The 25,593-nt window shown below is 70.0% G+C and carries 19 protein-coding genes; 9 read left to right on the top strand and 10 right to left on the bottom strand.

Annotated features, from left to right (window positions below; genetic code table 11):
• Positions 1–67 precede the first annotated feature (67 nt).
• Positions 68–988, top strand: coding sequence for an SDR family NAD(P)-dependent oxidoreductase (locus HUA78_RS22960; protein WP_174458234.1), 921 nt, complete (start codon positions 68–70; stop codon positions 986–988).
• A gap of 159 nt (positions 989–1,147) precedes the next feature.
• Entirely contained in the window at positions 1,148–2,173 is a 1,026-nt protein-coding gene (locus HUA78_RS22955) for an ABC transporter ATP-binding protein (RefSeq protein WP_174477148.1), read from the top strand.
• A 14-nt stretch (positions 2,174–2,187) separates the two neighbouring features.
• Here the strand turns inward: HUA78_RS22955 and HUA78_RS22950 are convergent, their stop codons facing one another.
• The 4 genes from HUA78_RS22950 to HUA78_RS22935 all read right to left on the bottom strand — a co-directional run bounded on the left by HUA78_RS22950 (position 2,188) and on the right by HUA78_RS22935 (position 6,415).
• Positions 2,188–2,928, bottom strand: a complete 741-nt coding sequence (locus tag HUA78_RS22950) for a WG repeat-containing protein (RefSeq protein ID WP_141646756.1) — start codon at positions 2,926–2,928, stop codon at positions 2,188–2,190.
• A complete protein-coding gene (locus HUA78_RS22945) occupies positions 2,925–5,276 on the bottom strand; it encodes a glycosyltransferase (RefSeq protein ID WP_174458236.1) in 2,352 nt (783 codons plus the stop codon). Before HUA78_RS22945 ends, HUA78_RS22950 begins: the two co-directional genes overlap by 4 nt.
• A gap of 276 nt (positions 5,277–5,552) precedes the next feature.
• Complete coding sequence (locus tag HUA78_RS22940; protein WP_174477147.1) at positions 5,553–6,068, bottom strand: aminoacyl-tRNA deacylase; 516 nt, start codon at positions 6,066–6,068, stop codon at positions 5,553–5,555.
• Between the two features lie 149 nt (positions 6,069–6,217).
• Positions 6,218–6,415, bottom strand: coding sequence for a hypothetical protein (locus HUA78_RS22935; RefSeq protein ID WP_141646753.1), 198 nt, complete (start codon positions 6,413–6,415; stop codon positions 6,218–6,220).
• Positions 6,416–6,598: 183 nt separating this feature from the next.
• On the opposite strand from HUA78_RS22935, the gene HUA78_RS22930 reads away from it, so the two are divergent.
• The 4 genes from HUA78_RS22930 (at position 6,599) to HUA78_RS22915 (ending at position 10,343) form a co-directional block, all read left to right on the top strand.
• Positions 6,599–6,925, top strand: coding sequence for a DUF2171 domain-containing protein (locus tag HUA78_RS22930; protein ID WP_174458237.1), 327 nt, complete (start codon positions 6,599–6,601; stop codon positions 6,923–6,925).
• 171 nt (positions 6,926–7,096) lie between these two features.
• A complete protein-coding gene (locus HUA78_RS22925) occupies positions 7,097–8,347 on the top strand; it encodes a kelch repeat-containing protein (RefSeq protein WP_174477146.1) in 1,251 nt (416 codons plus the stop codon).
• A gap of 53 nt (positions 8,348–8,400) precedes the next feature.
• Positions 8,401–8,766 carry a hypothetical protein gene (locus HUA78_RS22920; RefSeq protein ID WP_174477145.1) on the top strand — a complete coding sequence of 122 codons (366 nt, stop codon included), beginning with the start codon at positions 8,401–8,403 and terminating at the stop codon, positions 8,764–8,766.
• A 170-nt stretch (positions 8,767–8,936) separates the two neighbouring features.
• On the top strand, positions 8,937–10,343 hold the full coding sequence (locus tag HUA78_RS22915) for a M24 family metallopeptidase (protein ID WP_174460535.1): 1,407 nt from the start codon (positions 8,937–8,939) through the stop codon (positions 10,341–10,343).
• 69 nt (positions 10,344–10,412) lie between these two features.
• On the opposite strand, the gene HUA78_RS22910 is transcribed toward HUA78_RS22915, so the two are convergent.
• Both HUA78_RS22910 and HUA78_RS22905 read right to left on the bottom strand, forming a co-directional pair.
• On the bottom strand, positions 10,413–11,600 hold the full coding sequence (locus HUA78_RS22910; RefSeq protein ID WP_174461173.1) for a cytochrome-c peroxidase: 1,188 nt from the start codon (positions 11,598–11,600) through the stop codon (positions 10,413–10,415).
• A gap of 164 nt (positions 11,601–11,764) precedes the next feature.
• Complete coding sequence (locus tag HUA78_RS22905) at positions 11,765–12,178, bottom strand: hypothetical protein (RefSeq protein ID WP_174458241.1); 414 nt, start codon at positions 12,176–12,178, stop codon at positions 11,765–11,767.
• A gap of 410 nt (positions 12,179–12,588) precedes the next feature.
• Between HUA78_RS22905 and HUA78_RS22900 the strand changes: the two genes are divergently transcribed.
• Positions 12,589–13,047, top strand: coding sequence for a DUF2267 domain-containing protein (locus tag HUA78_RS22900; protein ID WP_174458242.1), 459 nt, complete (start codon positions 12,589–12,591; stop codon positions 13,045–13,047).
• A gap of 81 nt (positions 13,048–13,128) precedes the next feature.
• Here the strand turns inward: HUA78_RS22900 and HUA78_RS22895 are convergent, their stop codons facing one another.
• Both HUA78_RS22895 and HUA78_RS22890 read right to left on the bottom strand, forming a co-directional pair.
• The gene (locus tag HUA78_RS22895) at positions 13,129–13,818 is read right to left on the bottom strand and encodes a hypothetical protein (protein ID WP_254623846.1); all 690 of its coding nucleotides are present in this window, start codon (positions 13,816–13,818) and stop codon (positions 13,129–13,131) included.
• A gap of 165 nt (positions 13,819–13,983) precedes the next feature.
• Positions 13,984–15,714, bottom strand: coding sequence for a S8 family serine peptidase (locus HUA78_RS22890; protein ID WP_174458244.1), 1,731 nt, complete (start codon positions 15,712–15,714; stop codon positions 13,984–13,986).
• A gap of 472 nt (positions 15,715–16,186) precedes the next feature.
• Here HUA78_RS22890 and HUA78_RS22885 point away from each other — a divergent pair, with 472 nt between their 5' ends.
• The gene (locus HUA78_RS22885; RefSeq protein WP_174468269.1) at positions 16,187–18,565 is read left to right on the top strand and encodes a serine/threonine-protein kinase; all 2,379 of its coding nucleotides are present in this window, start codon (positions 16,187–16,189) and stop codon (positions 18,563–18,565) included.
• 16 nt (positions 18,566–18,581) lie between these two features.
• Here the strand turns inward: HUA78_RS22885 and HUA78_RS22880 are convergent, their stop codons facing one another.
• Positions 18,582–19,256 (bottom strand): hypothetical protein, encoded by a 675-nt coding sequence (locus HUA78_RS22880; protein WP_174477144.1) that lies wholly within the window; start codon positions 19,254–19,256, stop codon positions 18,582–18,584.
• Positions 19,257–19,767: 511 nt separating this feature from the next.
• On the opposite strand from HUA78_RS22880, the gene HUA78_RS22875 reads away from it, so the two are divergent.
• Positions 19,768–24,630 carry a two-component regulator propeller domain-containing protein gene (locus tag HUA78_RS22875; RefSeq protein WP_254614105.1) on the top strand — a complete coding sequence of 1,621 codons (4,863 nt, stop codon included), beginning with the start codon at positions 19,768–19,770 and terminating at the stop codon, positions 24,628–24,630.
• Here the strand turns inward: HUA78_RS22875 and HUA78_RS22870 are convergent.
• The gene (locus HUA78_RS22870; RefSeq protein ID WP_174458270.1) at positions 24,581–25,552 is read right to left on the bottom strand and encodes a PDR/VanB family oxidoreductase; all 972 of its coding nucleotides are present in this window, start codon (positions 25,550–25,552) and stop codon (positions 24,581–24,583) included. The two genes, HUA78_RS22875 and HUA78_RS22870, sit on opposite strands and share 50 nt — an antisense overlap.
• Positions 25,553–25,593 lie beyond the last annotated feature (41 nt).

Below are 25,593 nucleotides of genomic sequence, written 5' to 3'. Positions count from 1 at the left end.
GATTATCCAAACAGTCCAGCGTTGCTACTCGTGAGGGCCTCACCAGGATTTTCCTTGAGAGGTGACGATGACGACGCGGGATTCGAAGGACTCCGTGCGGTTGGAGCGGAGGACGTTTCTGACGGCGGCGCTGGGGAGTACGGCGGTGCTCGCGGCGGATGTGGCGTGTGGCTCGCCGGTGGGCGTGGCGCCCGTGACTGGCAGGAGGCGCTTCGAGAACAAGGTGGTGCTCGTCACCGGCGCGACGTCCGGAATCGGCCGGGCAGCGGCCATCGCCTTCGCGGCCGAGGGCGGCAAGGTGGCCTTCTGCGGTCGCCGGGAGAACCTGGGCCAGGAGGTGGAGCAGCTCATCCGTCAGGCGGGCGGTGAGGCCACCTACTACAAGGTCGACGTGAGAGATGCGGACGCGGTGCGGACGTTCGTGGACACGGTGGTCCAGCACTACGGCGGGCTGCATGTCGCGTTCAACAACGCGGGCATCAGCATGGCCAAGGGGCTGCACGACATCTCCCTGGAGGAGTGGAATGACCTCTCGGACACCAACGTGCGCGGCGTCTTCGCGGCGATGCGGGCGCAAATCCCTCACATGCTGAGTGGGGGAGGCGGGAGCATCGTGGTGACGTCCTCGGTGCAGGCGTTCGCCACGCGCAAGGGCAGTTCGGCGTACACCGCGAGCAAGCGCGCGCTGGTGGGCATCATCCAGGCGGCGGCGCTGGAGTACGGCACGCAGGGCATCCGGGTGAACGCGCTCTGCCCGGGCACGGTGGACACACCGCTGGTCCGGCGGCAGATGGGCGCGGAGAACATGCCGGAGGAGCAGTTCCAGGAAGCGGCGGCCGCCTGGGCTCGCGTCAACGTGCATGGACAGCAGCGGCTCGCCACGGCGGCGGAGGTCGCGGACGCCGCGCTGATGCTCGCCTGCGACGACCATCCCTATCTGACGGGCTCCGCCTTCGTCATCGACGGCGGCATGACGCTGGCGCTGTAGGCGCGGGCTGTCAGCGGGTGCACGGCGGCGCGACATCGCGCTTGCCGTGCCCGGTGACGAGGGGCTTGGCTGCCTCCATGCGCATCCGAGAGACAGCTTCGATGAAGAGACGCCGCGCGCGATGGGCCCGAGGCTCGGGCACCGGGGAGGGCTAGTCGCGTGGCGACGGTGTCCCTGGAGGACGTGCGCAAGGTGTATCGAGGGGGCGTGGCCGCGGTGAAGGGCGTGACGCTGCACATCGCGGACGGTGAGTTCGTGTCCCTCGTCGGCCCGTCCGGCTGTGGCAAGTCCACCACGCTCAACCTGATTGCCGGACTGGAGGAGCTGTCCGGCGGCACGCTGCGCATCGATGGCGAGGTGGTCAACGGCATGTCGCCGAAGGAGCGCGACATCGCCATGGTGTTCCAGAGCTACGCGCTCTATCCACACCTGGACGTGGCTCGCAACCTGGCCTTCCCGCTGGAGGTCGCCGGGCTGTCGCGCGCGGACATCGAGGCGCGGGTGCGCGAGGTGGCCTCGGTGCTCGGGTTGGAGGCGCTGCTGTCGCGACGGCCGAAGGAGCTGTCCGGTGGGCAGCGGCAACGCGTGGCCCTGGGACGCGCGCTCGTGCGACGGCCGAAGGTGTTCCTGTTCGACGAGCCGCTGTCCAATCTGGACGCCGCGCTGCGCACGCAGATGCGTGGTGAAATCAAGAAGCTGCACGAGCGACTCCAGGCCACGTTCATCTACGTCACGCATGACCAGTCGGAGGCGATGACGCTGTCGGACCGGGTGGTGGTGATGAGCCAGGGCGAGGTGCAGCAGGTGGCTCCGCCGCGCGAGCTGTATGACGCGCCCGCGAACCTGTTCGTGGCGGGCTTCTTCGGCTCTCCGCGCATCAACCAGGTGAAGCCCGGGACACTGGGCCTCGCGGCCGAGGACGTGGTGCTGGGACTTCGCCCCGAGCACCTGGTGGTGACGGCTCAGGGCGACGAGTCACCGGGGGCGCTGACGGGGCTCGTGTATCTGGTGGAGCCCATGGGCGCGGAGAGCTGGGTGACGGTGGACGTGGCGGGTGAGCAGCTCGTGGCCCGTGCACCCGGTGACTTCCGCGCCGCCTCGGGCACCCCCGTGTCCCTGCGCTTCGATGCCTCGAAGCTGCGGCGGTTCGACGCGAAGACGGGGCGTGCGCGGGCTTCGGAATAGGTGCCTGGCGCAGCTCACCCGGTTGACGTCGAGCGAAGGGGCTGTGCCTGGTGCAGCTCCAGGACGACGTCCCCTCGCTCGTTGATGACCGCCAGCGAGCCATCCCCTCGAATCACCCGGGATTGCCCATTGTAAAAGGGCTCCACCGCCACGAAGCGAGTGGCATAGAGAGGCTCGCCGGCCCTGTCCACATGGTGCCACCCACGAAGGTCCCTCGCCCGCGCGAAACCCTTGTGGAACACATCCAGGTCCTCGAACCTGTGGCCGTTCAACGGTCGGCCATCCCGGTCAATGTGCAGATGCAGGCCAGAGTCCTCTCGGACGACCGCGAAACCCTCGCGGAAGTCTCCGGCGTAGCCGTACCGCTCGCGATAGACAGGGCGGGATTCTTCGTCGAAGTGGAAATAGCGTCCCTGGCGCTCCCTCACCGTGCAGCGACCTTCCTGGAAGTTTCCGCACCAGGAATAGCGCGCTTCCGTCAGCGCGGAGCCATCCACGCGAACATGGAAGGCGCCCTCGGGAGACTCGACAGCGGCCCGTCCTTCGTAGAAGCCAAACGTGCGCTGGAAGCGATGTGCATAGGTCGCGCGTCCGGTGAGGTCGATGTGGAACGCGCCAGTCTCATCGCGCACCGCGGCGAGCCCTGGTGCATGGAAGGAGAGCACTTCCGTGAAGCGGACCGAGTAGAGCGGCAGATTGTCCTGGATGTGATGGGTTCGCTCTGGCGCGACGCGGGTCCGTGTCCAGTCGCTCATCGCGCCGCCTCGGCGGGTTGGCGCATGTTGCACCCTTTGCACAGAGCATGGTCCTGATAGGTGGCCAGCAGTCGCTCGTAGGCGCTCCCGGACCAGATGTCGTGCAGCGTGGCTTGATGCAAATCGCCGAATGCGCCGAGCGTCCTTCGCTCCTTGTCTGGGGCACAGCAAGGGTCGAAGCGACCGAGCGCGCTCACCCAGGCTTCTTTCCCCAGGAAGGGGCAGCGTGCTCCTGGCGCGAGGTCCACGACGGCCGCGGGGTCGAGCCTGTGGAAGTTCTCCAGGAGCACCGTACTGCCATCCGGCAGGGGATTCTCTCGGGCCGCGTTGATGGCGTCGCGAACGGCTTCATTCCACCGTGAGATGGAGTCCGGGCTTCGACGGAGCGAAAGGGGCTTGAGTTGCTCGAAGTGGGCCCACAGATGATGCCCCTTCACGCGATTGACCCCCAGGCTGGCCGCAAGTCGAACGATGTCGGCCAGTTCCCCTACGTTGGTTTCGAGGAAGGTGAGCTGGAGCGTCACCCGGCACGAATGCCCTCCGTTGCGGACATGTTCATCCCGGACGGCGATGAAGGCCCGGACGTTCTCCAACACTCGCTCCCAACGAACCCCCGGCATCACCGCTTCCTGGGTCCGCTTCGAGGCTCCATTCCACGAAATCTTCACATCGGAGGTGATGGGGACCAGCCGCCGCGCCCACTCACGAGCGCCCCTCCGGGGGAAGGTTCCATTGGTAGTGAGGTTCAGCAAGACGCCGTGCTCCATGCACGAGTCGATGAGGTCGTCGAAGTGCGCGTACAGCAAAGGCTCCCCCATGGTGGACGGAATGACTTCACGCAGTGGGGTGTCCCTGCTGTCCTCCAGGATGCGGCGAAGCAGGTCGATGGGCATGCGCCGTTTTGGAGTGCCCGCCCGTTCGCGTTCTTGTTGGGTTTGGCTGTAGGGCGAGTGCTCTTCGCACATGATGCAGTGGAGGTTGCAGTCGTCCGGGTTGGTGTCGAAGGTGATTCTCCAGGGACCCGGCCGCGTGGGAGTTCGTGCCGCACGCTGTTGCCGGATGACGCCCGCGTACAGGGCTTCAATTTCCTGGGCGTGTTCCCGCATGTCGGGCACATCGCCGTGCTGGGACTGAAGGTACCCTCGCGCCCCAAGACGATGCGCCAGGTCGGGCTCATCGACCATGCGTTGCAAGGCCCGTGCGAGTGATGCGGGGTCTCGATGCGAAAAGAGCAACCCATTCAATCCATCCTGGACGTACTCACGCATGCCACCGGTGTCCGCGGTGACGACCGGGACACGAGCTTGGAGAGCTTCGTGGATGACGAGCGGAGAGTTCTCCACCCAGATGGAAGGCACCACGATGGCATCCACGTGGTTGAAGACATCGCTCACGATGTCCGCATTGCGGTACTCGGGACGCCATTCCACCCGAGAGGACAGGTCTCCTGGGAGCGAGCGGGCGATGGCTTGGAGCGCCCCTGTGTTCGCTCCGCGTGGTCGGCCCCAGATGCGCAGCCGGACGCTGCCCTGGAGCCGACCAAAGGCTTCGAGCAGTTGGTGGATGCCCTTGGCTGGGATGTGCGTGCCGATGTAGCCCAGGACGAAATCTGGCTCAGCCCTCCTCTGGCGATTCCGAAGACGCGAATGGTCGAAGCCATAGTCAAGGTAGGTGAGCTTCGAGGCCGGAATGCCGAACTCGTCGCGGAATCGCGAGAGCAGATAGCGGGAAGGCGCGATGAAGCGGGCAACGTCAGAGACTCGCTTCCGCACATGCTCCATGCGGCGGTGTACCCAGCCCTCCCAATAGTGAAGGTCCTCTTCCTGCTCTTCGGGTGCGCCCGAGATGTAGCGGGAATAGCACCGCGCGGCGCACTTCCGGTCCTCCTGCCCATCGCATGACGCCCAAAGGTTCGAGGGGTCTTTGGGATGCATCTGCATGAACTGCCCACGAGGGCACATCAGCCAGTAGTCATGCAGGGTGTAGACGATGGGAACCTGCTGGGTGGCTGCGACCTGAATGAGCGAGGTGGAAAGGTGGTTGAGGTGACCCACATGGATGACGTGGGGCCTGAAGTCCTCGACGACCTCCTGGAAACGCTGGTCGACCCCCGCGTGCTGGTAGCGGTCTCGGCTGTTGGGCATGTTGACGAGGTGGAGCCGGATGCGCGGGTCATCGGGGTCCGACTCGCTCGACATCACGTAGTCTGGCGCGAAGGGGTTCTCCTGGCGCGTGAACACTCGAACTTCATGGCGGCCCGCCAATGCGTGTGCGAGAGCCTGGGTATACACCTCAGAGCCCGCGTTGAACCGCATGGGATAACCATGGATGACTTGCAGAATGCGCACGGCAGCTCCTTCTGGGTGCCGCCGGCATTGCGCGTGGCCCTCAAGCCTTACTTCGGGCAGTGCGTGGGGCGCGAGCAGGGGTCTTCGCCGGCTTGACGGACGACCCGCACACGCTCGTCACGAGCGACCACCGACCCAGTGGTTGTCGTGCGAGTCGGATACCAGCCCAAGGCTACGCCGGTGAGAGGCGTTGCCTCGCTGTCGGCATGGGTAGATGTTGTGTTCCGGATGGTTCTGGCGCGCGCAACGCGTCAGGAATTCATGAGGGCACGCCCATCAGGGCTGCAGCGAGAAGCTGTCGTTCTCGATGCTCAACTGCTCGCGCTGGCGGTCATGGACGATGATTCCGGTGAGCGGGGCCTCCACGTTCTCGAAGTCCGCGAAGCGCAACTCCAGGGCCTCGGCGTGGGAGCCCGCGCGGAACAACAGGTGCTCCGCGTGGCGCAGGTGCTCGTCCACCACCACCGGGATTCCATAGAGCCTTCCAAACGGCGGCTCCGCGCCGACCTCACACTCGGGAAAGAGCGGGGCGAACTCGGACTCCTCGGCGAGCCGCAGGTTCTTCGCGCCCGTCACCGCCGCGACGCGGTCCAGGTTCACCGTGTCCGGCGCGCTCACCACGCAAATCCACAGCGAGTCATCCGAGCGGAGGATGACCGACTTGGCCACCTGGAAGCCGCTGACATGCAGTGACACCGCGAGCGCCTGCGCGGTGATGGCTCGCAGGTGCGGCCTGCGGTCGAAGGGAACGTTGTGACCTTCCAGGTACTGGATGATGTTCTCCGGAATCATGGCGCGGCCTCCCTCGTGCTCGCGGAAGAAGGTGCGCCCGCTCGCGTCCGCGCACCACGCCCACTTCCGCGCGCGCCCGCCTCACGAGCCGCCGCTCCGGCGCCTTGCTCCCTCGCCTCGTCCGCCCGGCCGATGCGCGCGGCCCCACTTCAGGCGTAGACCTGACTGCCCTCCAGCGACAACTCCAGGCGCCGGTTGAGCTGCTCCAGCCGGTCATACCGCTCACGCAGCAGGTCGCGGTACGCGCGCTGGTCCGTGTGGGAAATCTCGGTGAGCAGCTCGAGCAACGCCGTGTCCAGCGCCTGCTTCAGCTCGCGGGCTTCCACCGCGGACAGTTCCAGCAACATGCGGCACCTCCTGTCGCGAATGTTAGGCACTCCACTCCGCGCGAGCCTCCCCACCCGCCCCATCGCCTCCCTTCGCCCCCACCAGGAAGACGGACGCTGCCCTGCCTGCCCCGTCGGACTGTCGTCACGCGCGCCGGGCCCGCAGGTTCTTGCTGACAGAGGTGCAGCCGCGAGGAGGTCGTGATGATTCAGTCCGGCGAGGTGCGCGAGGGAATGACGGTGAGGACCGCGGACGGACGCAAGGTGGGACGCGTCGCCGCCGTCGGCGATATCCACTTCGAGCTGGAGCAGGGCATGGTGCCCATCCCCCGCCACGACTACCTGGTGGAGTACCGCGACGTGGACCACGTCAGCGACGAAGACGTGTACCTGTCCCGCGCCGACCACCCCCTGCTGACGCTGGAGGTGGATGACGACGGCGGTGCGCTGCCTCCCCGCCACTCCAATGGCATGGACGCGGAGCCGGTGAACGTCTCCGCCCCGTCGGACGAGGACTCCGTGCGCCACTGAGCACCCTTGTGACTCGCGCTCCCACGTCGCGAGTGCGGGCTCCTCGCGAGTGGGGGATTTCCGACCCGGCACGCGGGGCAAGCGTCCGGAATCATTCAGGTCGGACATCCCAGGAATGTCAGACCGTCAGGGTACACGGGCTCTCTTCGACCAGCGAGGCGAGTGGGTCCCATGCGACGTGTCCAGACATCCTTTCTCGGCGTGGCGTTCTTCGCGCTCGTGTTCTCGTGCAACTCCGGTCCGCGCGCGGACGGGGGCACGTTGGACACGGGCGTCGAGCCCCTGAGGCTGGTGACGCCGCGCAAGCTGCTGCCCCTCGTTCCGCTGGAGGACGGGCGCGTGCTGGCCGCTGGAGGCCATGACGGACAGCGCACCCTGTCGAGCTGCGAGGTGTTCGAGCCGGAGACGGGGATGTGGAGCCTGACGGGCTCCATGCACAAGGCGCGTCGCAACCACGCGGTGGTGCGGCTCCTGGATGGCCGCGTGCTGGTGACGGGTGGCACGCAGGTGGTGGCGCCGGGCGCGCTCGCGGACGCGGAGGTGTACGCGCCGGCGTCGGGCCTCTGGACGCAGGTGGCGCCCATGTTCGAGGCCCGGAATGATCCCTCCGCGCTGCTGCTCCCCGATGGCCGCGTGCTCGTGGCGGGTGGCACCGACGCGGACCGCAGGCCGTTGCGCTCCGCGGAGCTGTTCGACCCGATGACGGGCACGTGGGCTCCCGCGACGCCGCCGGGCTTCGTGCGGGGCGGCGCCGGCACGGCAGTGATGCTGGCCCAGGGCAAGGCGCTCTTCGTGAGCGGCCTTCAGGCGGAGCTGTACGACGTGGCCACCGGGCGCTGGGAGAAGGCGGGCTTCGCGGGGGGCGCGGCGGGGACGCATCGACAGGGGCACTCGGTGACGCTGCTGCCGGACGGACGCGTGCTGGTGGTGGGCGGTGGCACCGCGCGCGCGTCGAGCACGGCCGAGGTCTACGACGCGCTGACGGGCCTGTGGACGCTGGTGGCGGCGCCGTCGGTGGCTCGCGAGCACCATGCCGCGGTGGTGACGCCCGAGGGCCAGGTGCTCGTGCTGGGCGGCGAGCATCCCATGGCGGGCGCGCTCGCGTCGGTGGAGCGCTTCGACCCGATGACGGGGCAGTGGGCCTCCGCTCCCGCGCTGACGGAGCCTCGCGGCCTGCCGGGCGCGCTGACGCTGCGGGACGGCTCGGTGCTGCTCGTGGGCGGCGCCAACGAGGTGGCGGGCATGCTCGAAACGAGCGAGCAGTACCTGCCGACCGGCTGCGTCCCGGTGACGTGCGAGACGCGGGAGGCCACGTGCGGCGCGGTGCCGGACGGCTGTGGAGGAATGCTCGAGTGTGCGCCGTGCGTCGTCGAGGGCTGTGACGCCCAGCAGTGCCGCGCCGAGGGACTCACGCGGCGCTGAGGCCGCCCCGTCCCGCGGGTGACAGGCCGGCCGATTCCCGGTGAGATGTGGCCATGCGGTGGCTCCTGTTCGCGATGTCCGTGGCGTGGCTGGGATGTGGCGGCGAGGACCCCTCGCAAATCACCTATGACGAGTGGGCCGAACGCGCCGCCACGGTGCAGTGCTCCCACGCGGCGCGGTGCGAGGGGGCCTCGGTGGACGAAGCGGTCTGCATGGCCCAGGTCCTCGAGCGCTACCGGCAGGTGGAGCCGGAGCTGGAGGACGCCACGGGCGCCAGGACTGGCTGCGTGCGGTGCATGCGCATCCGGACGGAGGTGCTGACCGCGTCGCTCGACAGCGAGTGCCAGCAGCCCGTGGACACCTCGCGCATCGACGCGGCCTGTGGCGCCGACCAGCAGGCGTGTGCCGGCGCTCCCTGACTCGGCCCGCGCGCGCCCTGGCGCATCGCGCCAGCCCGCCCCCCGCGCGAAACCTCCTGTGACTGGCTGAGCACCGCCGCGCGGAAAGCCTCGCAAGACACGAAGCCCCCGGCCCTCGGCGCACCACACGGCCGAGACGCCCCTGTCCGTGCGTGCCAGACTGCGCGGCCATGCGAACCCGCCTCCGTCTCCTCGCACCGCTCATGCTGAGCACCGCATGTGCCTCCGTCTCCTCGCAGTCTCCGGACGCCACCGCCGTCGCGACGGCGAAGGCCTCCGTGCCGGAGCGCCCCTTCGGCACCCTGCGTGAGCAGGCCGACCGTCAGCAGGCCTGGCTGCGCGAGCGCATGGACACGGCGCTTCCCCAGCTCATGCGCAAGTACGGCATCGAGATGTGGGTCGTCCCCATGCGCGAGTACAACGAGGACCCCGTCTTCAAGGCGCTCGTGTCTCCAACCACGTTCGCCGCGCGCCGCCGCACCATCTACGTGTTCCATGACCTGGGCCCGGAGAAGGGCGTGGAGCGACTGGCGCTCGGCGGTGGACCGCAGGGCGGCGTCTATGTTCCGCGTCGCGCCCAGCAGCAGGTGAGCCACGGCGGCGAGGGCCTGCGTCAGGCGGAGCTGTGGGGCCCGGACCAGTGGCTGGTGCTCAAGCAGGTGCTGGAGGAGCGAAAGCCCCAGAGCATCGCGCTCGACATCTCCCGCACGTTCGCCTTCGCCGACGGCCTCTCCCATGGCGAGTACGAGGGCATGGCCCAGGCGCTCGGCCCCGACTGGGTGAAGCGCTTCAAGCCCGCGGAGGGCCTGCCCGTGGACCTCATCGCGTGGCGCATCCCCGATGAAGTCCGCTTCTACGAGGACGAGACGAAGCTCGCCTGGAACATCATCGAGACGGCCTTCTCCAACCAGGTCGTCACCCCCGGCGTCACCCGCATCTCCGACGTGGAGTGGTGGATGCGCCAGCGCCTGGCGGACCTGGGCCTGGACACCTGGTTCCAGCCGTCCGTGGACGTGCAGCGCCAGGGCGTCACCGAGGAGCAGCTCGGCGAGGACCCCGTCATCCAGCGCGGCGACGTGCTCCACTGCGACTACGGCGTCACCGCGCTGCGGCTCAACACCGACACCCAGCACATGGGCTACGTGCTGCGCGAGGGTGAGACGGACGTGCCCGCGGGCCTGAAGGCCGCGCTCAAGACGTCCAACCGCCTCCAGGACATCGTCTTCGAGGAGCTGCGCCCTGGCCGCACCGGCAACGAGGTCCTCAAGAGCTCCCGTCAGCGCATGACGTCCGAGGGCATCGACGGCACCATCTACTCGCACCCCATTGGCCTGCACGGCCACGGCGCGGGCGCCATGGTGGGCCTGTGGGACCGGCAGGAGGGCGTGCCCGGCAACGGCGACCACAAGGTCATGGCGAACATGTGGTACTCGATTGAGCTCCAGGCGACGAGCCCCGTGCCCGAGTGGAACAACCAGCGCGTGCGCTCCGCCCAGGAAGAGGACATCACCATCGACGCGGAAGGCCGCGTGCACTGGGCCTGGAAGCGGCAGACCGACTTCCACCTGGTGCGCTGAAGTCGCTGCTCGCTCGCGGGCTCCCGTCCTTCCGTCCTCACAAGGCGCGGGAGCCCGTCGGTGCGCCGGTCAGCGCGGGGTGCCCGTCAGCGACTTGAGCAGCTCCACCAGCGCGCGCTTCTCCGCGTCCGTCAGCTCCAGCGGGACGATGGTGACGGTGCGCTTGCCCGTGAAGGAGCCCTCCGGGTTGCCGCCGTCGTTGTAGAAGTCGACGACCTCCTCCAGCGAGGCCTGCGCGCCCGTGTGCATGTACGGCGCTGTCAGCGCCACGTTGCGCAGCGACGGCGTGCGGAACGCGCCCTCCAGCTCCTCCTGCTTCGCCTGGGAGCGCAGCGTGCGCAGCCGCAGCGCGTCCGCGCCGTTCGGGTCGTCGCTGTGCCTGCTCGAGGCGTTGAACTCCCAGTCCAGCAGCGCGTTGAGCACCGCCCACTGTCCGCCCGCGCCGGGGCCCCGGTCCTCCAGGCCCACGTTGTGGAACAGCTCGTCCGTCAGTGAAGGCCCCTTGTGGCAGACGATGCACTGCCCCTTGCGCACGAAGGTCTTCAGCCCCAGGTACGCCGGGTCGCCCTCCGCCGAGCCGGCCTCCGCCGCGGCGATGAAGCGCTTCACGTCCGTATCGAAGGGCGCGTCCACCTGCATCAGTACCCGCTCGTACGCCGCCATCAGCTTGCCCACGTTGGCCATCAGCACCGGCGCGGCCACGCCCGAGGGCTCCACGCCGAACAGCGTCTGGTAGCGCGTCCGGTAGGACTCCTCCGCCTGGAGCCTCGCCCGCACCACCTCCGCGTCCGAGTCCATCTCCACCGGATTCGTCAGCGGCAGAATCGCCTGCGACCAGAGCGAGTCCGCCCGCCCGTCCCACATGAACCAGCGGTTGTGCCGCACGTTCAACACCGTGGGCGGGTTGCGCTCCGTGCGCTGTCCGCCGCAGCCCTCCGCCGTCGCCGTGTCCACCGTGCGACCATCGCCGGAGTGGCAGCTGTCGCAGGACACCGTGCCGCAGCGAGACAGGCCCGTGTCCCTGAACAAGTCATGTCCCAGCTCCTGGGCCACCGGCAGGCCGTCCACCTTGTTGGTGGCGTCCAGGCGCGGGTGGCTCGACAGCGAGTGCAGGCTGCGAAGCTGGTCCAGCTCGTCGAGCGTGGGGAACGGTTCTTCCGACTCACACGCCCACCCCAGCCCGCCCAGGCTCAGGGCAAGCGTGGCGGCGCGCCAACTGCTTGGAATCTTCACCGGGTCGTCCTTCTTCGCATCCATCGCGGCCCGGTCCACTCCGGTACCTCGTGCCGCTCTGCGGGCGGTCTCCCAGAAGTCTCGCGCCCCTCAGAGCGCGAAGCAATCCGGAATTCCTGGACGTCCCGAGGGCTGCCCGGCCCCTCCGCTCGAGTTGGGAGCGGAGGGTTCCGGACGTCAAACCGAACTCAGGCGCCGCAGCTCAGCGTGAAGTCCTTCGTGCCCGTGCCGTAGTTCGCCATCTTGATGGTGGACGGCTCCGGGGTGATGGTGGGCACCGACCCGTTGTCGCACTTCAGGCTGGCGTCCGGCACCGTGCTGACCTGCAGGTCGGTGTTGCTGGGGATGCCGGAGATGGTGAAGGAGCAGCGGTTGCCACGGCTGGACTTCACCATGGCCCTGCCCAGGGCATCCGTGGGCGTGGCCGCGTGAGCGACGACGACGCGGAGCTGGTCACACGGGTTGCCCGCCTGCGCGAGCCCGCTCTCCGGCAGACGGATGACACCGGCGACGGTGGCGTTGCCCTCGCGGCTCCCGGCGCCTCCCGTGGTGGCGCAACCAGTGGCAGCAAGGAACAGGGCGGCAACGGCGATGCGATACATGAAAATCCTCAATTCGTGGGGGAAAGAGAAGGCGGCCTGGTCGCCGCACAGACGACCTACGTCGCGCCCCCAGTACAATTGCGACGGGATTTCATTCCACCCATTCCTCTCGCACGCGATGTGCCGGGTTTTTTGCAAATCCCCCGGAGTTCCGTGTGGTTCCGGACGCCTTGTCGCCGGCTGCAGGGACTCGCGGTGAGGTGCCATGAGTCCAGTTCATCGGTCGAATCAAAGGCAGACATACCGCGCTGCGCGGGGTCGGTTGGATGTCCCAGGAGCGAACGGGAATCCCATGCTTGGGAATGCACGGCGCAAGGCCTGACGCGGACCGAGCGGCCGGGAAGCAGGCCTGTTGCCTGCTGCCGGACACTCGCCGCGCCCCCACGGTGAAGGCGCGAGAGGAGACGCGCATGTCGATTCAGAAGCAGGAAACGACGCAGTCGTGGTCGGGGCTGGGGGTGGGCACGGACCGGAAGTCCTTCATGGACGCGGTATCCGCGCAGCTCCCGGACTTCGAGGCGGAGCAGGCGGCGGAGGCGGTGTTCCGCGGGCTGTCGGAGCTTTTGTCCGACGGGCTGATGCGGCAGCTGCGCGAGCAGCTCCCCGAGGACCTGCGGGGGCTCGTGGATGCGTGCCCCCGCCACCCGGACAGCGTGCGCGGGAAGGTGGACCGCGACGACTTCTACCTCCAGGTGGCCAACCACCTGAACGCCGAGCCGGAGAACGTGCGGCTCGTGTTGCACGGCGTCTTCGCGGCGCTGCGCGAGCAGGTGACGGAGCAGGAGGCGGACAAAATCGAGAGCCAGCTGCCCCGGTGGCTCCAGGGCACGTGGTCCGCCGCGCGCATCGGGATTGACCGGCCCTCCTGAAGCGAGGGCCCGGTGGCGGCACGAAGCACGAGGCGCCCGGACCCACCCAGGTCCGGGCGCCTTCTTCGTGCCGGGCTTCGATTAGTAGGTGCCGCCAATCTGGAGCATCCCCATGTAGCGGCCGTCCAGGGCGTTGGGCGTCGCGGACGTGGGCGCGAAGTCCTGGTCGAAGAGGAAGTTGTAGCTCACGCGCGCGTCGGCGGTGATGAGCTTGCCAAACTGGTAGCGCAGGCCCAGGCCCGCGGGCACATAGCCGCTGGTGTCGTCATTGAAGCCGAACTCGCGGCCCACCGCGTCGTGCCGGATGTTGTAGTCGTCGATGCCGATGCCCGTCACCGCGTAGGGCTGCAACTGGGCGTCGGTGAAGTTGCCGATGACGAGCGCCTGGCCTCCGTTGCGCACCACGTCCGCGCCCTCGCCCAGACTTCCTGCCCGGCCGTTCCCGTCGATGTCCACGTTGTTGACGCTGCCGTTGTAGCCCAGCTCCACGCCGAGGAAGCCCAGGGGCCGGTAGCCAATGGCGCCGCCGTACGTGAAGCCCGCGTCGAGCCGGGGCGCCAGCTGCCCGGTGTAGCCCTCCGCGCCGCCGCCGAGCTGCGCGTACAGGCCGGTGTCGGCGTGCTTCGACGACTCCTTCTTGGGCTCATCGACCTGCACCGGCTCCAGGTTTCCAGGGGCCCGCTCCGCGCTGGGGCGGTAGTCCTCCTGGGCCCACACGGCGCATCCCCACAGCGCCGCCACACATCCCGCGATACGCACGAATGCCTTCATGTCGGACTCCTTTCCGAGCGTCCGAAAGGCAACGTGGAGTTCACGCCCCATCCCGGCAATGTTCCCGGGTCTGATGTCCCTCGCCCGTCCTCTCATCGACGGGGCGGTGGACACGTCGGCCCGCTGGCCTTCCCTCCCCGGAGGGAGGGGCGGGCACGCGGGGCTTCAGGGCACCGGGCCGACGAGGGCCTCCAGCGCCCGCCGGGCCTGCACCAGGCCGTGGCCGTACTGCTCGTCGTAACCGCTGTCGCCCAGGTCCTTCGCGCTGCTCAGGAGCGCCGCCTTCACCTCGGCGGGCGTGGCGGAGGGGCGCGCGCTGAACAGCAGCGCGGCGATGCCGCTGACATACGGCGTGGCCATGGAAGTGCCGGACATGTACGCGTAGTCCGCCGGGCGAAGGCTGAGCTTCGCGGTGGCGCCGAGCTGTCGCTCCATCACCGTGCTCGCCGCCTGGGTGATGGTGACGGACGGCACCCAGGTTCCGCGCTGCGGCACGGAGAGGATTTCCGCGCCTCCCTCCATCAGCTCGCTGGCGAAGATGACCGCGCGCGCGCCCTGCCGCATCACGTTGACGATGGCCCGGTCGGGCCGCACGTAGGCGCTCGGGTGCACATACGCGACGAAGCCTCGGCAACTGCCGTCCTCTCCGCACGAGGCCACCGATTCACCCATGCCGCAGTCCACCAGCGAGCCCCAGGTGTCACCGGTCGGCGCGTACAGCAGCGAGCGCGACATGGGCCGGGAGTTGCCCACCTCCAGCGCGGCGAACGAGCCCCGGCCTTGAGGGAAGGTGGACAGCACGTCCACGCCGGGAGCCATCAGCGCCAGGCCCTCACCGTAGGAGGAGAACACCGCGCGCCGGTCCGTGTTGTCCAGGGCGCCCACCCCCAGCACGGACGGGTCCGAGGCGGGATAGGACATCAAGCCCTGCCCCTCGTTGCCCGCCGCCGCCACCACCAGCATCCCGCCGTCCAGCGCCGCCTTGAAGCCTTCCTCCGTGTTGAGGCTGCCCAGACTGCCGCCCAGCGACAGCGAGGCCACCTTCGCGCCTTCGGCCTGGCAGTACTCCAGCGCCTTCATCACCAGGCTCATGTGGGTGCTTCCCTCGAGGTTCAGCACCCGGGCGATGATGAGCTGCGCACCGGGCGCCACGCCCATCAGTCCGCGCTCGTCCAGCACCGGCCCGCCGCGTCCCCCCAGCCCCGGCCGCGCCGCGATGATGCCCGCCACGTGCGTGCCGTGGCCGGAGCCCCACCGCTCCTCGTCCCGGTCGCTGGGCGCGTCGTCCCCATCCAGGAAGTCCCGCGCCGCCACCACCGCGTCGCGCAGCTCCGGGTGGTCCAAATCCAGGCCGCTGTCGATGACGCACACCTTCACGCCCGCGCCCGTCACCGCCCCGGGGTCCGGCAGCCCGTCCCCATCCTGGTCCCACACCTCCAGCGCCTGCACCCGGCGCAGCTCTCCGACGTACTCCCGCGTGCCAGCCAGGGTGGTCGCCAGCGCCAGGGCCGTCGGCGCGGAGGTCCCCAGGGCGTACAGCTTCTGGTCCGGTTCGATGCTCTCCACGCGGGGGTCCAACGCCAGGGCCAGCCGCTCCTCGGGCGTCACGCGCGCGGCCACGGCCGGCACGTTCCGGAAGGTCGCCGTCACCTGCCCGACGAGCTGGTGCACCTGGGCCGCCGTCACCCCGTCCTCGCGCCGGTAGCGGATGATGACGCGCTCACGGCCGTCCTCGTCGCCAGAGTCGAGCCCCGCTGTCGCCTTCCCGTGAGGTTCGCCCGGCAACATGCCCGCGGTGATGCCGGGACAGGCGGTCAGCTGGGCATCCCGGTGAGATGACTCGTCCGGCAGACAGCCCGCGACCGCCAAGAACCCGATGAATCCCCAGCGCGTCATGAGGCACTTCCTTTCGTCACCACCCGGGCGACACTGCGAGGCCCGGCCGGAGGGCTTCCGGCCGGACGGCCCCACCTGTTCCCAGGGAGCGCATCGCTTCGCGTCGCGGCAACGGCCCGACCGGGGGCGCGGCGACGGGAGGTGCGCGGGTTCACATCCTGTGTGGCCCGCCTGTCTCAAACTGGCTTTCGGCCCGGGCCACCCCAGGCGCCGGTTGTCCTGAAACCCGCGCTCACCGCCCACCTCGGAGGAGGAGGACGCGGGAGTCCTTCGTCCACGGGTTCAACGCGGCCGGGCGCTGGACGTACTGGAAGACAGGAGGTTCACTGACAGTTGTGCCTCACCGGTCTGACACCCCGGCCAGGGCAGGCGGGTTGATGTTCCGAGCGCGTACGGTGTCTGACAGATGCGAGAAGGGCCCTCGACAGCTTGATTCCGTGTGTGTCCGGGTGCTTCGCTGCCAGGAGAAGCCATGAGCACCGCACCTACAGAGTCCTCCCGTTTCCTCGGGCGCTACGAGCTCGTCCATCCCCTGGGCCAGGGCGGCATGGGCGAGGTGTTCCTGGCGAAGATCAGCGGCGCGGCCGGCTTCGAGAAGCCGTGCATCGTCAAGACCATCCTCCCGACGCTGCTGAAGGACCGGCAGTTCCTGGACCGCTTCCACCACGAGGCCAAGGTGCTGGTGCACCTGGTCCACTCGTCCATCGCCCAGGTGTACGACATGGGGGAGGCGGACGGGACGTACTACATGGCGCTGGAGTACGTGGCCGGCGTGGACCTGGCGTACCTGCTGGAGCAGGCGCGGTTGCAGGGCGCGCAGGTGCCGGTGCCGGTGGCGCTGTTCCTGGGCCAGCGCATGGCGGAGGGCCTGGGCTACGCGCACCGCAAGGTGGGGCCGGATGGCTCGCCCCTGGGCATCGTCCACCGCGACGTGTCACCCCACAACGTCATGGTGTCGTACGAGGGTGAGGTCAAGGTCATCGACTTCGGCCTGGCCAAGTCCGCGGCGCGCAGCAAGTACACCCTGCCCGCCACGGTGATGGGGAAGCTGGGCTACATGTCGCCGGAGCAGGTGCGCGCGGAGGCGCTGGACCACCGCAGCGACATCTACTCGTGCGGCGTGGTGCTGTGGGAGATGCTGGCCGGCCGCTCGCTCATCCCCCACGGGACGGTGGGCGAGATGATGGCGGCCATGTCGCAGCCCACCGTGCCGTCGATGAAGGGGCTGCGCGGGGACGTGGACGAGGCGCTGGAAGCCGTCGTGCGTCGCGCGCTGGCCGCCCGTCCGGATGAACGCTACTCGCGCTCGGACGAACTGGCGCGGGCGCTCAACGGGGAGCTGGTGCGCTCGGGCGCCGCGGTGGGCGCCGAGGAAGTGGGCCACTTCGTCCGCGCGCTGTGTCCGGAGGCCTTCGCCGCGCAGCGACAGCTCATCTCCAAGGTGACGTCGTCCGGGAGCCACCACCGCACGCCCGCGCCGATGCCCGTCCTGGCCGGTGGCACCGGCACGGGAGCGTTCGGCACCGGGCCCCAGGGCACTCCGGAGAACACCGCGCAGTCGGGCTTCGAGCCGACGATGATGCGCGCGCCGACGGAGCCGCCCGCTCCCTCGAATGAGCGTCGCGTGGCCGGCATGGCCCGGCAGGATGTTCCCTCCGCCGAGGACGCGATGGGCACCGATGCCACCACGCTGCGTCCCGGCTCCGGAGGCGTCGCGGGTGGGGTGGCGATGGCCGCGAGCGGCGCCCCGTCGTCGGGCCCGGTGGTCCAGGCGGCCTCGTCGGGCCCCATGGCTCCGGTGTCGACGGCGTCCGTTTCCCAATCCGTCAACACCGCTGTGGCCGCGAAGCCCGCGTCCTCCCGGAAGACGGGGACGATGCTCGTCATCGCGCTCACGGTGCTGCTGTTGATGGTCGGCACCGCGGTGACGACGGCCCACTTCGTCAAGGGTCAGGGCGGCCCGGACGCCCCCACGCCTCCTCCGCCCGTCGCCGCGAAACCGCCGCCTCCCACCTCGGACAAGAAGCCCGCTCCGCCGACCACCGCCGAGACGCGTCCGACCCCGCCTCCTGTCGACAAGCCGGCACCGAGGCCGGAACCAGAGGTGGTGGCGACCCGGGAGCCCTTGCCACCCAAGCGCACGCCCACGCCGAAGCCGACTGCTCCCAAGCCGGCTCCCGAGCCCGTCGCCGTGGCTCCCAAGCCCGAGAAGGGCGTCACCTATGTCTCGCCCGAGGTGGCGCTCGCGGTGGTGGAGGAGAACGGCGGCTATGCCGTCAGGGGCCCCCAGGCTGTTCCCCTGCGGATGCGCCAGAAGTTCAATGTCGTGGGCCCCGCGAAGAACATGCAGCGCGTGTTGCTCGGGCGCGCCACGGTGTCATGGGCGGGCGCCACCCCCAGGGACCGCATCAAGGCGCGGATGGTCCGGCTGAGCCTCGACGAGTCCGCCAGGGCGGCCACGGGCCCGCGCTTCATCGCGCTGCCAGAGGTCGGCGCCGAACTGGAGTCCTTCCCCGACGAAACCCCCGCCGAGCCCGAGGCCGCCGCCGAGCCGTCGAAGCCCGCTCCCCCGATGATTGCCGCGCCCAAGCTCCTCACGGGCGCGGTGAGGAAGGCGGGCGGCATTGGCCCGTTTGGTGGAAGCGGCGTGGCGGTCCGCAACCTCGACGACTTCGTCTGGACCAACTGCTCCGTGGTGAAGGACCGCCGTCAGCGGGGCATGCTGGGCATCCTGCCCCCCAACAAGGAGCGGGCCGTGAAGAACTTCGCCACCCACGCCGAGCACTTCGTCGAGCCCGGCAAGGTGGGCGTGTTCTGCGACGAGGGACAGCTCATCACCACGCTGCGCTGACCCCTGTCGCTCCGGCTCACGGCTTCGCGAGTCGCTCCGAGGCCACGGGACAGTCCGCCACGACGGCGCGCACGTCCTCGCGGCCGGAGTTCGCCTCGCGCACCGCGCGGTTCAGTGACGTGCGGCACTCCCACGTCACGTCCCGCGTGCTGTGGCAGCAGTGCCAGCCCGTCAACGTGCTCCCCAGGTACTTGAGCATCTCCGCGCGCGTGGGAGTGACGAGCAGCCACACCGCGCCCGCCAGCAGCGCCAGCCAGGGAAGCTGCGGGGCCATTCCCCTCAGCCGGGCCCCCGCACCCGCCGTCACCGGCTCCGCGTAGAGGCCGAGCATCGTGTCGAAGGGCCGGCGTTGCAGCACGGGCGCCACCAACAGGTCGACGGGCGTGGTGAAGGCCCGGACCAGGCCGCGTTGAGCGCCCGGCGCCCCCGCGTTGCGCACCAGCCGCACGCCCAGGAGCTGCCGCCACAGCGTCCGCCCCCAGATACCGCCCACCGCGGACCACGCGAGCCAGGAGAGGACCATGGCCAGCACCATCGCCACCGGCGTCCGCTCGTGCTCCATCGCGCGCAGGGCGGCCCAGCCGACCAGGGCCGACGTCGCCACATCCAGCACGTCCGCGGCCCACAGGTGCCACTGGTACCGCGCCTCGGTGCTCACCGTGTCCGTCGAGAACAACGCCCCGTCGCTCATCCACCCTCGCTCTTCGGCGCGCGGAGCATAGACGTTCGGCGACCTCGGGGTGTCATGCACCTTCGTCCGCCACCTGGACTTCGTCCGGAAAGCCACCGCGAGAGCAGGCGGGTTCGGGTTGTTTCACGGCTCGGCGCCGGGCGGGAGGACAACCGCCCAGGGGGTGCCCTGGGGCGACCGTGGGACGTGACTGCTGTCTTCTTCCCGCAGTGGCGCGAGACAGGGGTGGCTCCCATCTTGGGTTCAGCGCGATGCGGCGAGACCCCACCCACCACCGGGGTCTCGAAGCGAGGAGCGCTTGGGCCATGACCCCGGTCATCCGGGAGCACGGCTCTCGGGTGCCGGCGGTGGTGGCGTACGAGGCGACAGCGGCGGGGGGAAGTTTGGATGTCGTGGGGGGGCAGGTGGTCCCCCGCCGCTGTCGCCGAGGCCGTTAACGGCCAACGTTCCACTGTGGGTGAACGCCCGAGGTTTGGCCTCCCGGTCGATTCTGCCGGACACTGGGGCCGTCATGGGCATTTCGAGGCATCGGCTCCGCGCAATCTGGCGCGGGTTCGTGGGGTTCGTCCTGCTGGCCGGGTTCGTCCTGGCGCGGCCGGGCCTCGCCTTGGATCCCCAGCGATGGGTCTCCCAGTACAGCCAGGACTCGTGGCGCAGCGACGACGGGCTTCCCCAGAACAGCCTGCTGGCGCTGGCGCAGACGCGGGACGGCTACGTGTGGCTGGGCACGTGGGAAGGCCTGGTGCGCTTCGACGGCGCGCGCTTCGTCGTCTTCGACAAGCGCAACACGCCGGAGCTGCGCAACCACACCATCAAGGCGCTCGCGGAGGATGCCTCCGGCGTGCTGTGGGTGGGCACGGACCAGGGGCTGGTGGCCTACGTGGATGGCCGCTTCGAGCGCGCCCCCGGTGCCTCCGCGCCGCTGGAGGGCGTGCGGGTGGAGGAGCTGCTGGTGGGCGAGGGGGCCCTGTGGGTGGGCACCTCCGGTGGGCTCTGGCAGGTGCCGCTGGGCGAGGGCGTGGCGCGCCAGTACACGGAAGCCGACGGTCTGCCGGGCTCCTTCGTCACCGCGTTGGCGCGAGCGGGTGGTGACAACCGGCTGTGGGTGGGCACCAAGGCGGGCCTGGCGTTGCTGGAGGGTGGGCAGGTGCGGCAGACGCCCTTTCCCGTCCCGGGCCCCGACGAGCGCCCGGAAGTCACGGCGCTCTTCCAGGACGTCGCCGGCACGCTGTGGATGGGGACGGAGACAGGGCTCGTCTCGTGGAATGGCGTGGTGGCCACGCGCTTCACGGCGACGGAGGGGCTGCCGGCCACTGTCACCGCGCTCCTGGCGGACAGCCAGGGCAACCTATGGGTGGGCACGCGGCGGGGCGGGCTGGTGCGGCGCGAAGTCGACGGCTTCAGCTCACCGCTGCACGGCGCGGGGCTCGCGGACGCGGAGGTGCTGTCGCTGCTCGAGGACCGGGACGGGGCGCTGTGGGTGGGCACCTATTCGGGGTTGTTCCGCCTGCGCGACGGCCCGTTCGCCACGTACGGCGCCCCGGAGGGCCTGAGCAACGAGACGGTCAGCACGGTGCTGCAGGACAAGCGGGGCACGGTGTGGCTGGGCACGGTGGGCGGCGGGTTGTTCTACCTGCGCGACGGGCGCATCCACCGCATGGAGGACTTCGAGGGAGGCACGGACCCGGTCATCACCGCGCTGCACGAGGCGCCGGACGGCACGCTGTGGGTGGGCTCCAAGGCGGGGGCGTTCCGCTACGACGGGCAGCGCTTCGCGAAGTCGTCGCGCGTGCAGGGGCTGCCGGACCACGTGGTGACGTCCATCCTGGTGGACTCGCGCGGGACGCAGTGGTTCGGCACGCGCGAGGGGCTGGCGCGGGTGCGGGGCGGCGACGTCACGGTGTTCGGCGAGCGGCAGGGGCTGTCGACGGAGCCCATCATCGTCATGGCCGAGGACGCCTCCGGCGCGGTGTGGCTGGGCTCCGAAGGAGGGCTGTGGCGCTTCGAGGAGGGCAAGGGCCTGCACCGCTTCACGCTGAAGGACGGGCTGCCCGGCGAGGTGGTGCTGGCGCTGCTGGCGGACGCGGACGGCACGGTGTGGGTGGGCACGGAGACGGGGCTGGGGCGGTGGAAGGGGGGCGCGTGGACGCGCTACTCGGTGTCGCAACACGGGCTCTACGACGACGCGGTGTTCAGCATCGTCCCGGACGGAGATGGCCACCTGTGGATGAGCAGCAACAAGGGCGTGTCCCGGGTGTCGCTGCGTGAGCTGGAGGAGGTGGCGGAGGGACGCCGCTCGCGGCTGGCGGTGATGGGGTTCGACCAGACGGACGGCATGCGCACCGCGGAGTGCAACGGGAACACGCAGCCGTCGGGGTGGCGGGGCAAGGATGGGCGGCTGTGGTTCACCACCATCCAGGGCGCCATCGTCGTGGACCCGGTGCGGGTGCGCGCGAGCCGGCAGCCTCCCGAGGTGCGCATCGAGGAAGTGCGCGTGCAGGGCGAGCTGGTGCCGGTGACGGGCCCGGTGGAGCTGCGGCCGGATGGCTCGCGGCTGGACATCCGCTTCACGGCCTTCACGCCCGGGGACGCGGTGCGGTTGCCGTTCCGCTACCGGCTGGTGGGGCACGACGACGGCTGGGTGCGCGCGGAGATTCGCCGGGCGACGTACACGGGGCTGCGGCCCGGGCGTTATCGCTTCGAGGTGCAGGCGGAGGGCCGGGACGGGGGCTGGACGGAGCCGGTGTCGCTGGACGTGCTGCTGGAGCCGAGCCTGTGGCAGCGCACGGACTTCTGGGTGTTGTTCGTGCTGGGGCTGGGGATGTTGGGCGTCAGCGTGTACCTGCTGCGAGTGGGGCAGCTGAAGGCGCGTGAGCGGTGGTTGGAGGCGCGCGTGCAGGAGCGCACGCGGGAGCTGGCGCGGGCGAACGAGGAGCTGGAGGCGAACGTGCGCACGCTGCGGCAGACGCAGGCGCAGCTCGTCCAGGCGGGGAGGATGGCGGCGGTGGGGCAGCTCGCGGCGGGCGTGGGGCACGAAATCAACAACCCGCTGGCGTACATCGTGTCGAACCTGGAGCACGCGAGCGAGGAGTCGGACGCGCTCGCGCGTGAGCTGGGAGAGGCGCGGGACGCGGGGACACGACTGCGCGAGGTGGGGCAGGCGCTGCGCGAGGCGTTGCATGGCGCGGACCGGGTGCGCCGCATCGTCCGGGACTTGAAGACCTTCTCGCGGCCGGACGACGAGAAGCAGGGGCCGGTGGAGCTGGGGGCGGTGCTCGACTCGGCGGTGAAGATAGCGATGGGCGAGCTGCGCCCGCGCGCGAAGGTGGTGCGCGACTACGGGGACGTGACGTGGGTGGAGGGGAACGAGGCGCGGTTGGCGCAGGTGTTCCTGAACCTGCTCATCAACTCGGCGCAGGCGTTGCCGGAGGGCCGGGCGGAGGAGAACGAGGTGCGCCTGGTGACGCGCGGTGGGCCGGACGGGTGGGTGGTGGCGGAGGTGCGCGACACGGGGAGCGGGATTTCACCGGAGTCGCTCGGGCGCATCTTCGACCCGTTCTACACGACGAAGCCGGTGGGCGTGGGCACGGGGCTGGGGTTGTCGTTGTGCCATGCGTACGTGACGGCGATGGGCGGCACCATCTCCGTGGAGAGTGAGCTCGGCCGCGGCTCGGTGTTCCGGGTGACGTTGCGTCGCGCGAGGGAAGTGGGCGCGGCCTTGAGCTCGGAGGCGCGGGGGCGGTCGCGGGACTCGTTGTCGGATGCACGAGGGCAGGTGTCGGGGAGCGGGTGGGCCGCGGTCCGAGGCTCGGGTGAGCGCGCGGCGGAGTCGGAGTCGAGGTCCGCGCGGGAGCGTCCGTCATCGCCCACGGGTTACCCGACGGTGCCCGGGGCGCGGTCCGTGACGGAGCGTCCCTCGTCTCCCCTGGGCCACCCGACAGTCCCCGAGTCCGCTCCGCTCGCGCGTCCCGTGACGGAGCGTCCCTCGTCACCCACGGGCTACGCCACGGTGTCCGAGCCGAGGCCGGTGACGGAGCGCGAGCCCTCACCCAAGGGCCATCCGACGGTGTCCGAGTCGGCACAGGGCACGTGGTCCACGAGGGAGCGCACGTCCTCACCCACGGGCTATCCAGTGGTGCCCGAGTCGTCACAGAACACGCTGTCCGCGCTGGAGCGCACGCCCTCACCCACGGGCTATCCGGTGGTGCCCGAGTCATCACAGGGCATGCGGTCCGCGACGGAGCGCACGGCCTCGCCCACGGGCTACCCGGTGGTGCCCGAGTCATCACAGGGCATGCGGTCCGCGACGGAGCGCACGGCCTCGCCCACGGGCTACCCGGTGGTGCCCGAGTCATCGCAGGGCATGCGGTCCGCGCTGGAGCGCACGGTCTCGCCCACGGGCTATCCGGTGGTGCCCGAGTCGTCACAGGGCATGCGGTCGGCGCTGGAGCGCACGGCCTCGCCCACGGGCTACCCGGTGGTGCCTGAGTCGTCACAGGGCATGCGGTCGGCGATGGAGCGCGCGTCCTCGCCCACGGGCTACCCGACGGTGCCCGAGTCATCGCAGGGCATGCGGTCCGCGATGGAGCGCCCGTCCTCACCGACGAGCTCCCCGACCATCTGGGAGTCACCGCACGGAGCCAGGCAGGCGACGGAGCGCGATACCTCACCCACGGGCTACCCGCCGGTGTCCGAGCCCGTGGGCTTTCCAGCTCCGCGTGGCACGGCGGCGGGCCTCGTGATGGACGCGGGCTCCGCACGACTCCCGGGCCCCGTGTCTCCCTTCTCCGCCGAGAGTGGCGCGAGCCCCGAGGCACGTGCTCCCATCACGGCCCCGGAGTCGCTGGCCCGGGCGCCGACGAGCCCTCCTCTCGACGCTGGTGCTCGTGTCGGGACGCCATCGGTGACGACGGAGCCCGTCCGAGCCGAGAACTCGCCGCCGGTCCGGGGGCGGGTGCTGGTGGTGGACGACGACGCCCTGGTGAGCGGTGCCATCCGTCGCACGCTGGCGCGAGAGAACGACGTGGACGTGGTGGTGAGCGCGCGGCAGGCGCTGGAGCGACTGGTGGCCCCCGAGCCCCAGCGCTACGACGTGGTGCTGTGTGACCTGATGATGCCGGAGATGACGGGGATGGACCTCTACGAGGCGCTCGTGCGCACGGCGCCAGCCGTGGCGGAGCGGGTGGTGTTCATCACCGGAGGGGCCTTCACTCCGACGGCGCGCACCTTCCTGGAGCGGGTGGAGAACCCGCGCGTGGAGAAGCCCTTCGACCCGGAGGCTCTGCGGGCGCTGGTTCGGGCCGAGGTGGCCCGAGCCCGCCTGGTCACAAATCCAGCACCAGCCGCTTGGAGCGAGCGCGCGACACGCAGATGAGCATGCGCTCATCGCCGGCGGGCTCCTGCTGGAAGAAGGTGTCGCGGTGCTCGGGCTGTCCCTCGCAGACGCGGGTGACGCAGGTGCCACAGGAGCCGGCCTCGCAGTCGCTGGGCACGCGCAGGCCATTGCGGCGCAGCACGTTGAGCACCGACTGGCCCTTGGGCACGCTGAGCACCTGACCCGTGCTGCGGATGGTCACCTCGAAGTCGGTGTCCTCCTTGCCCTGGGCGACGCTGTTGCCTTCGGCGCCGAAGGACTCGAAGTGGACCTTCTCCCAGGGCCAGCGGTGGCGCGTGGAGGCCTCGCGCACGGCCTTCATCAAGCCCGTGGGGCCGCAGCAGTACAGCCGCGTGCCCGGCCCGCGCGTGGACAGCAGCCCCGACACGTCGAGCCCCTTGTTCGGGTCTCCCCCGTCGAAGTGGAAGCGCACCCGGTCCGCGAACGGCGCGGAGGACAGGAGCTCGCGGAACGCGGCGCGCTCGGGAGCGCGGACGCAGTAGTACAAGACGTAGTTCGCCCCGGTGCGCTGGAGCTGTCGCGCCATGGACAGCAGCGGGGTGATGCCGATGCCACCCGCCACCAGCAGGTAGCTGCGCGCGAACATCAAGGGAAAGTCATTGCGCGGCGTGCTGACCACCAGGACGTCACCTTCCCGCACGCGCTCGTGCATGGCGCGCGAGCCGCCGCGGCCCCGCGCATCCTTCTGCACGGCGATGACGTACCGGTGCGTCTCTTCCGCGTCGTTGCAGAGTGAGTACGAGCGCAGCGCGGAGTCCTTGCCGGGAACGCGCACGTCCAGGTGGGCGCCGGGCTCGAAAGCCGGCAGCTCGCCACCTTCTTCCGGGACCAGCTCGTACGACAAGATGTCCTCGGCCTCCGTCGCAATCCGGGCTACGCGCACGCGCTGAGCATCATTCATCACGGTGTTCACTGCGTTCCCCTCTTCCCGTCCCGCGAATG

Source organism: Myxococcus sp. CA033 (assembly GCF_013336625.1).
Lineage (GTDB): Bacteria > Myxococcota > Myxococcia > Myxococcales > Myxococcaceae > Myxococcus > Myxococcus llanfairpwllgwyngyllgogerychwyrndrobwllllantysiliogogogochensis.
This window is presented reverse-complemented; position numbering and strand designations above follow the sequence as displayed.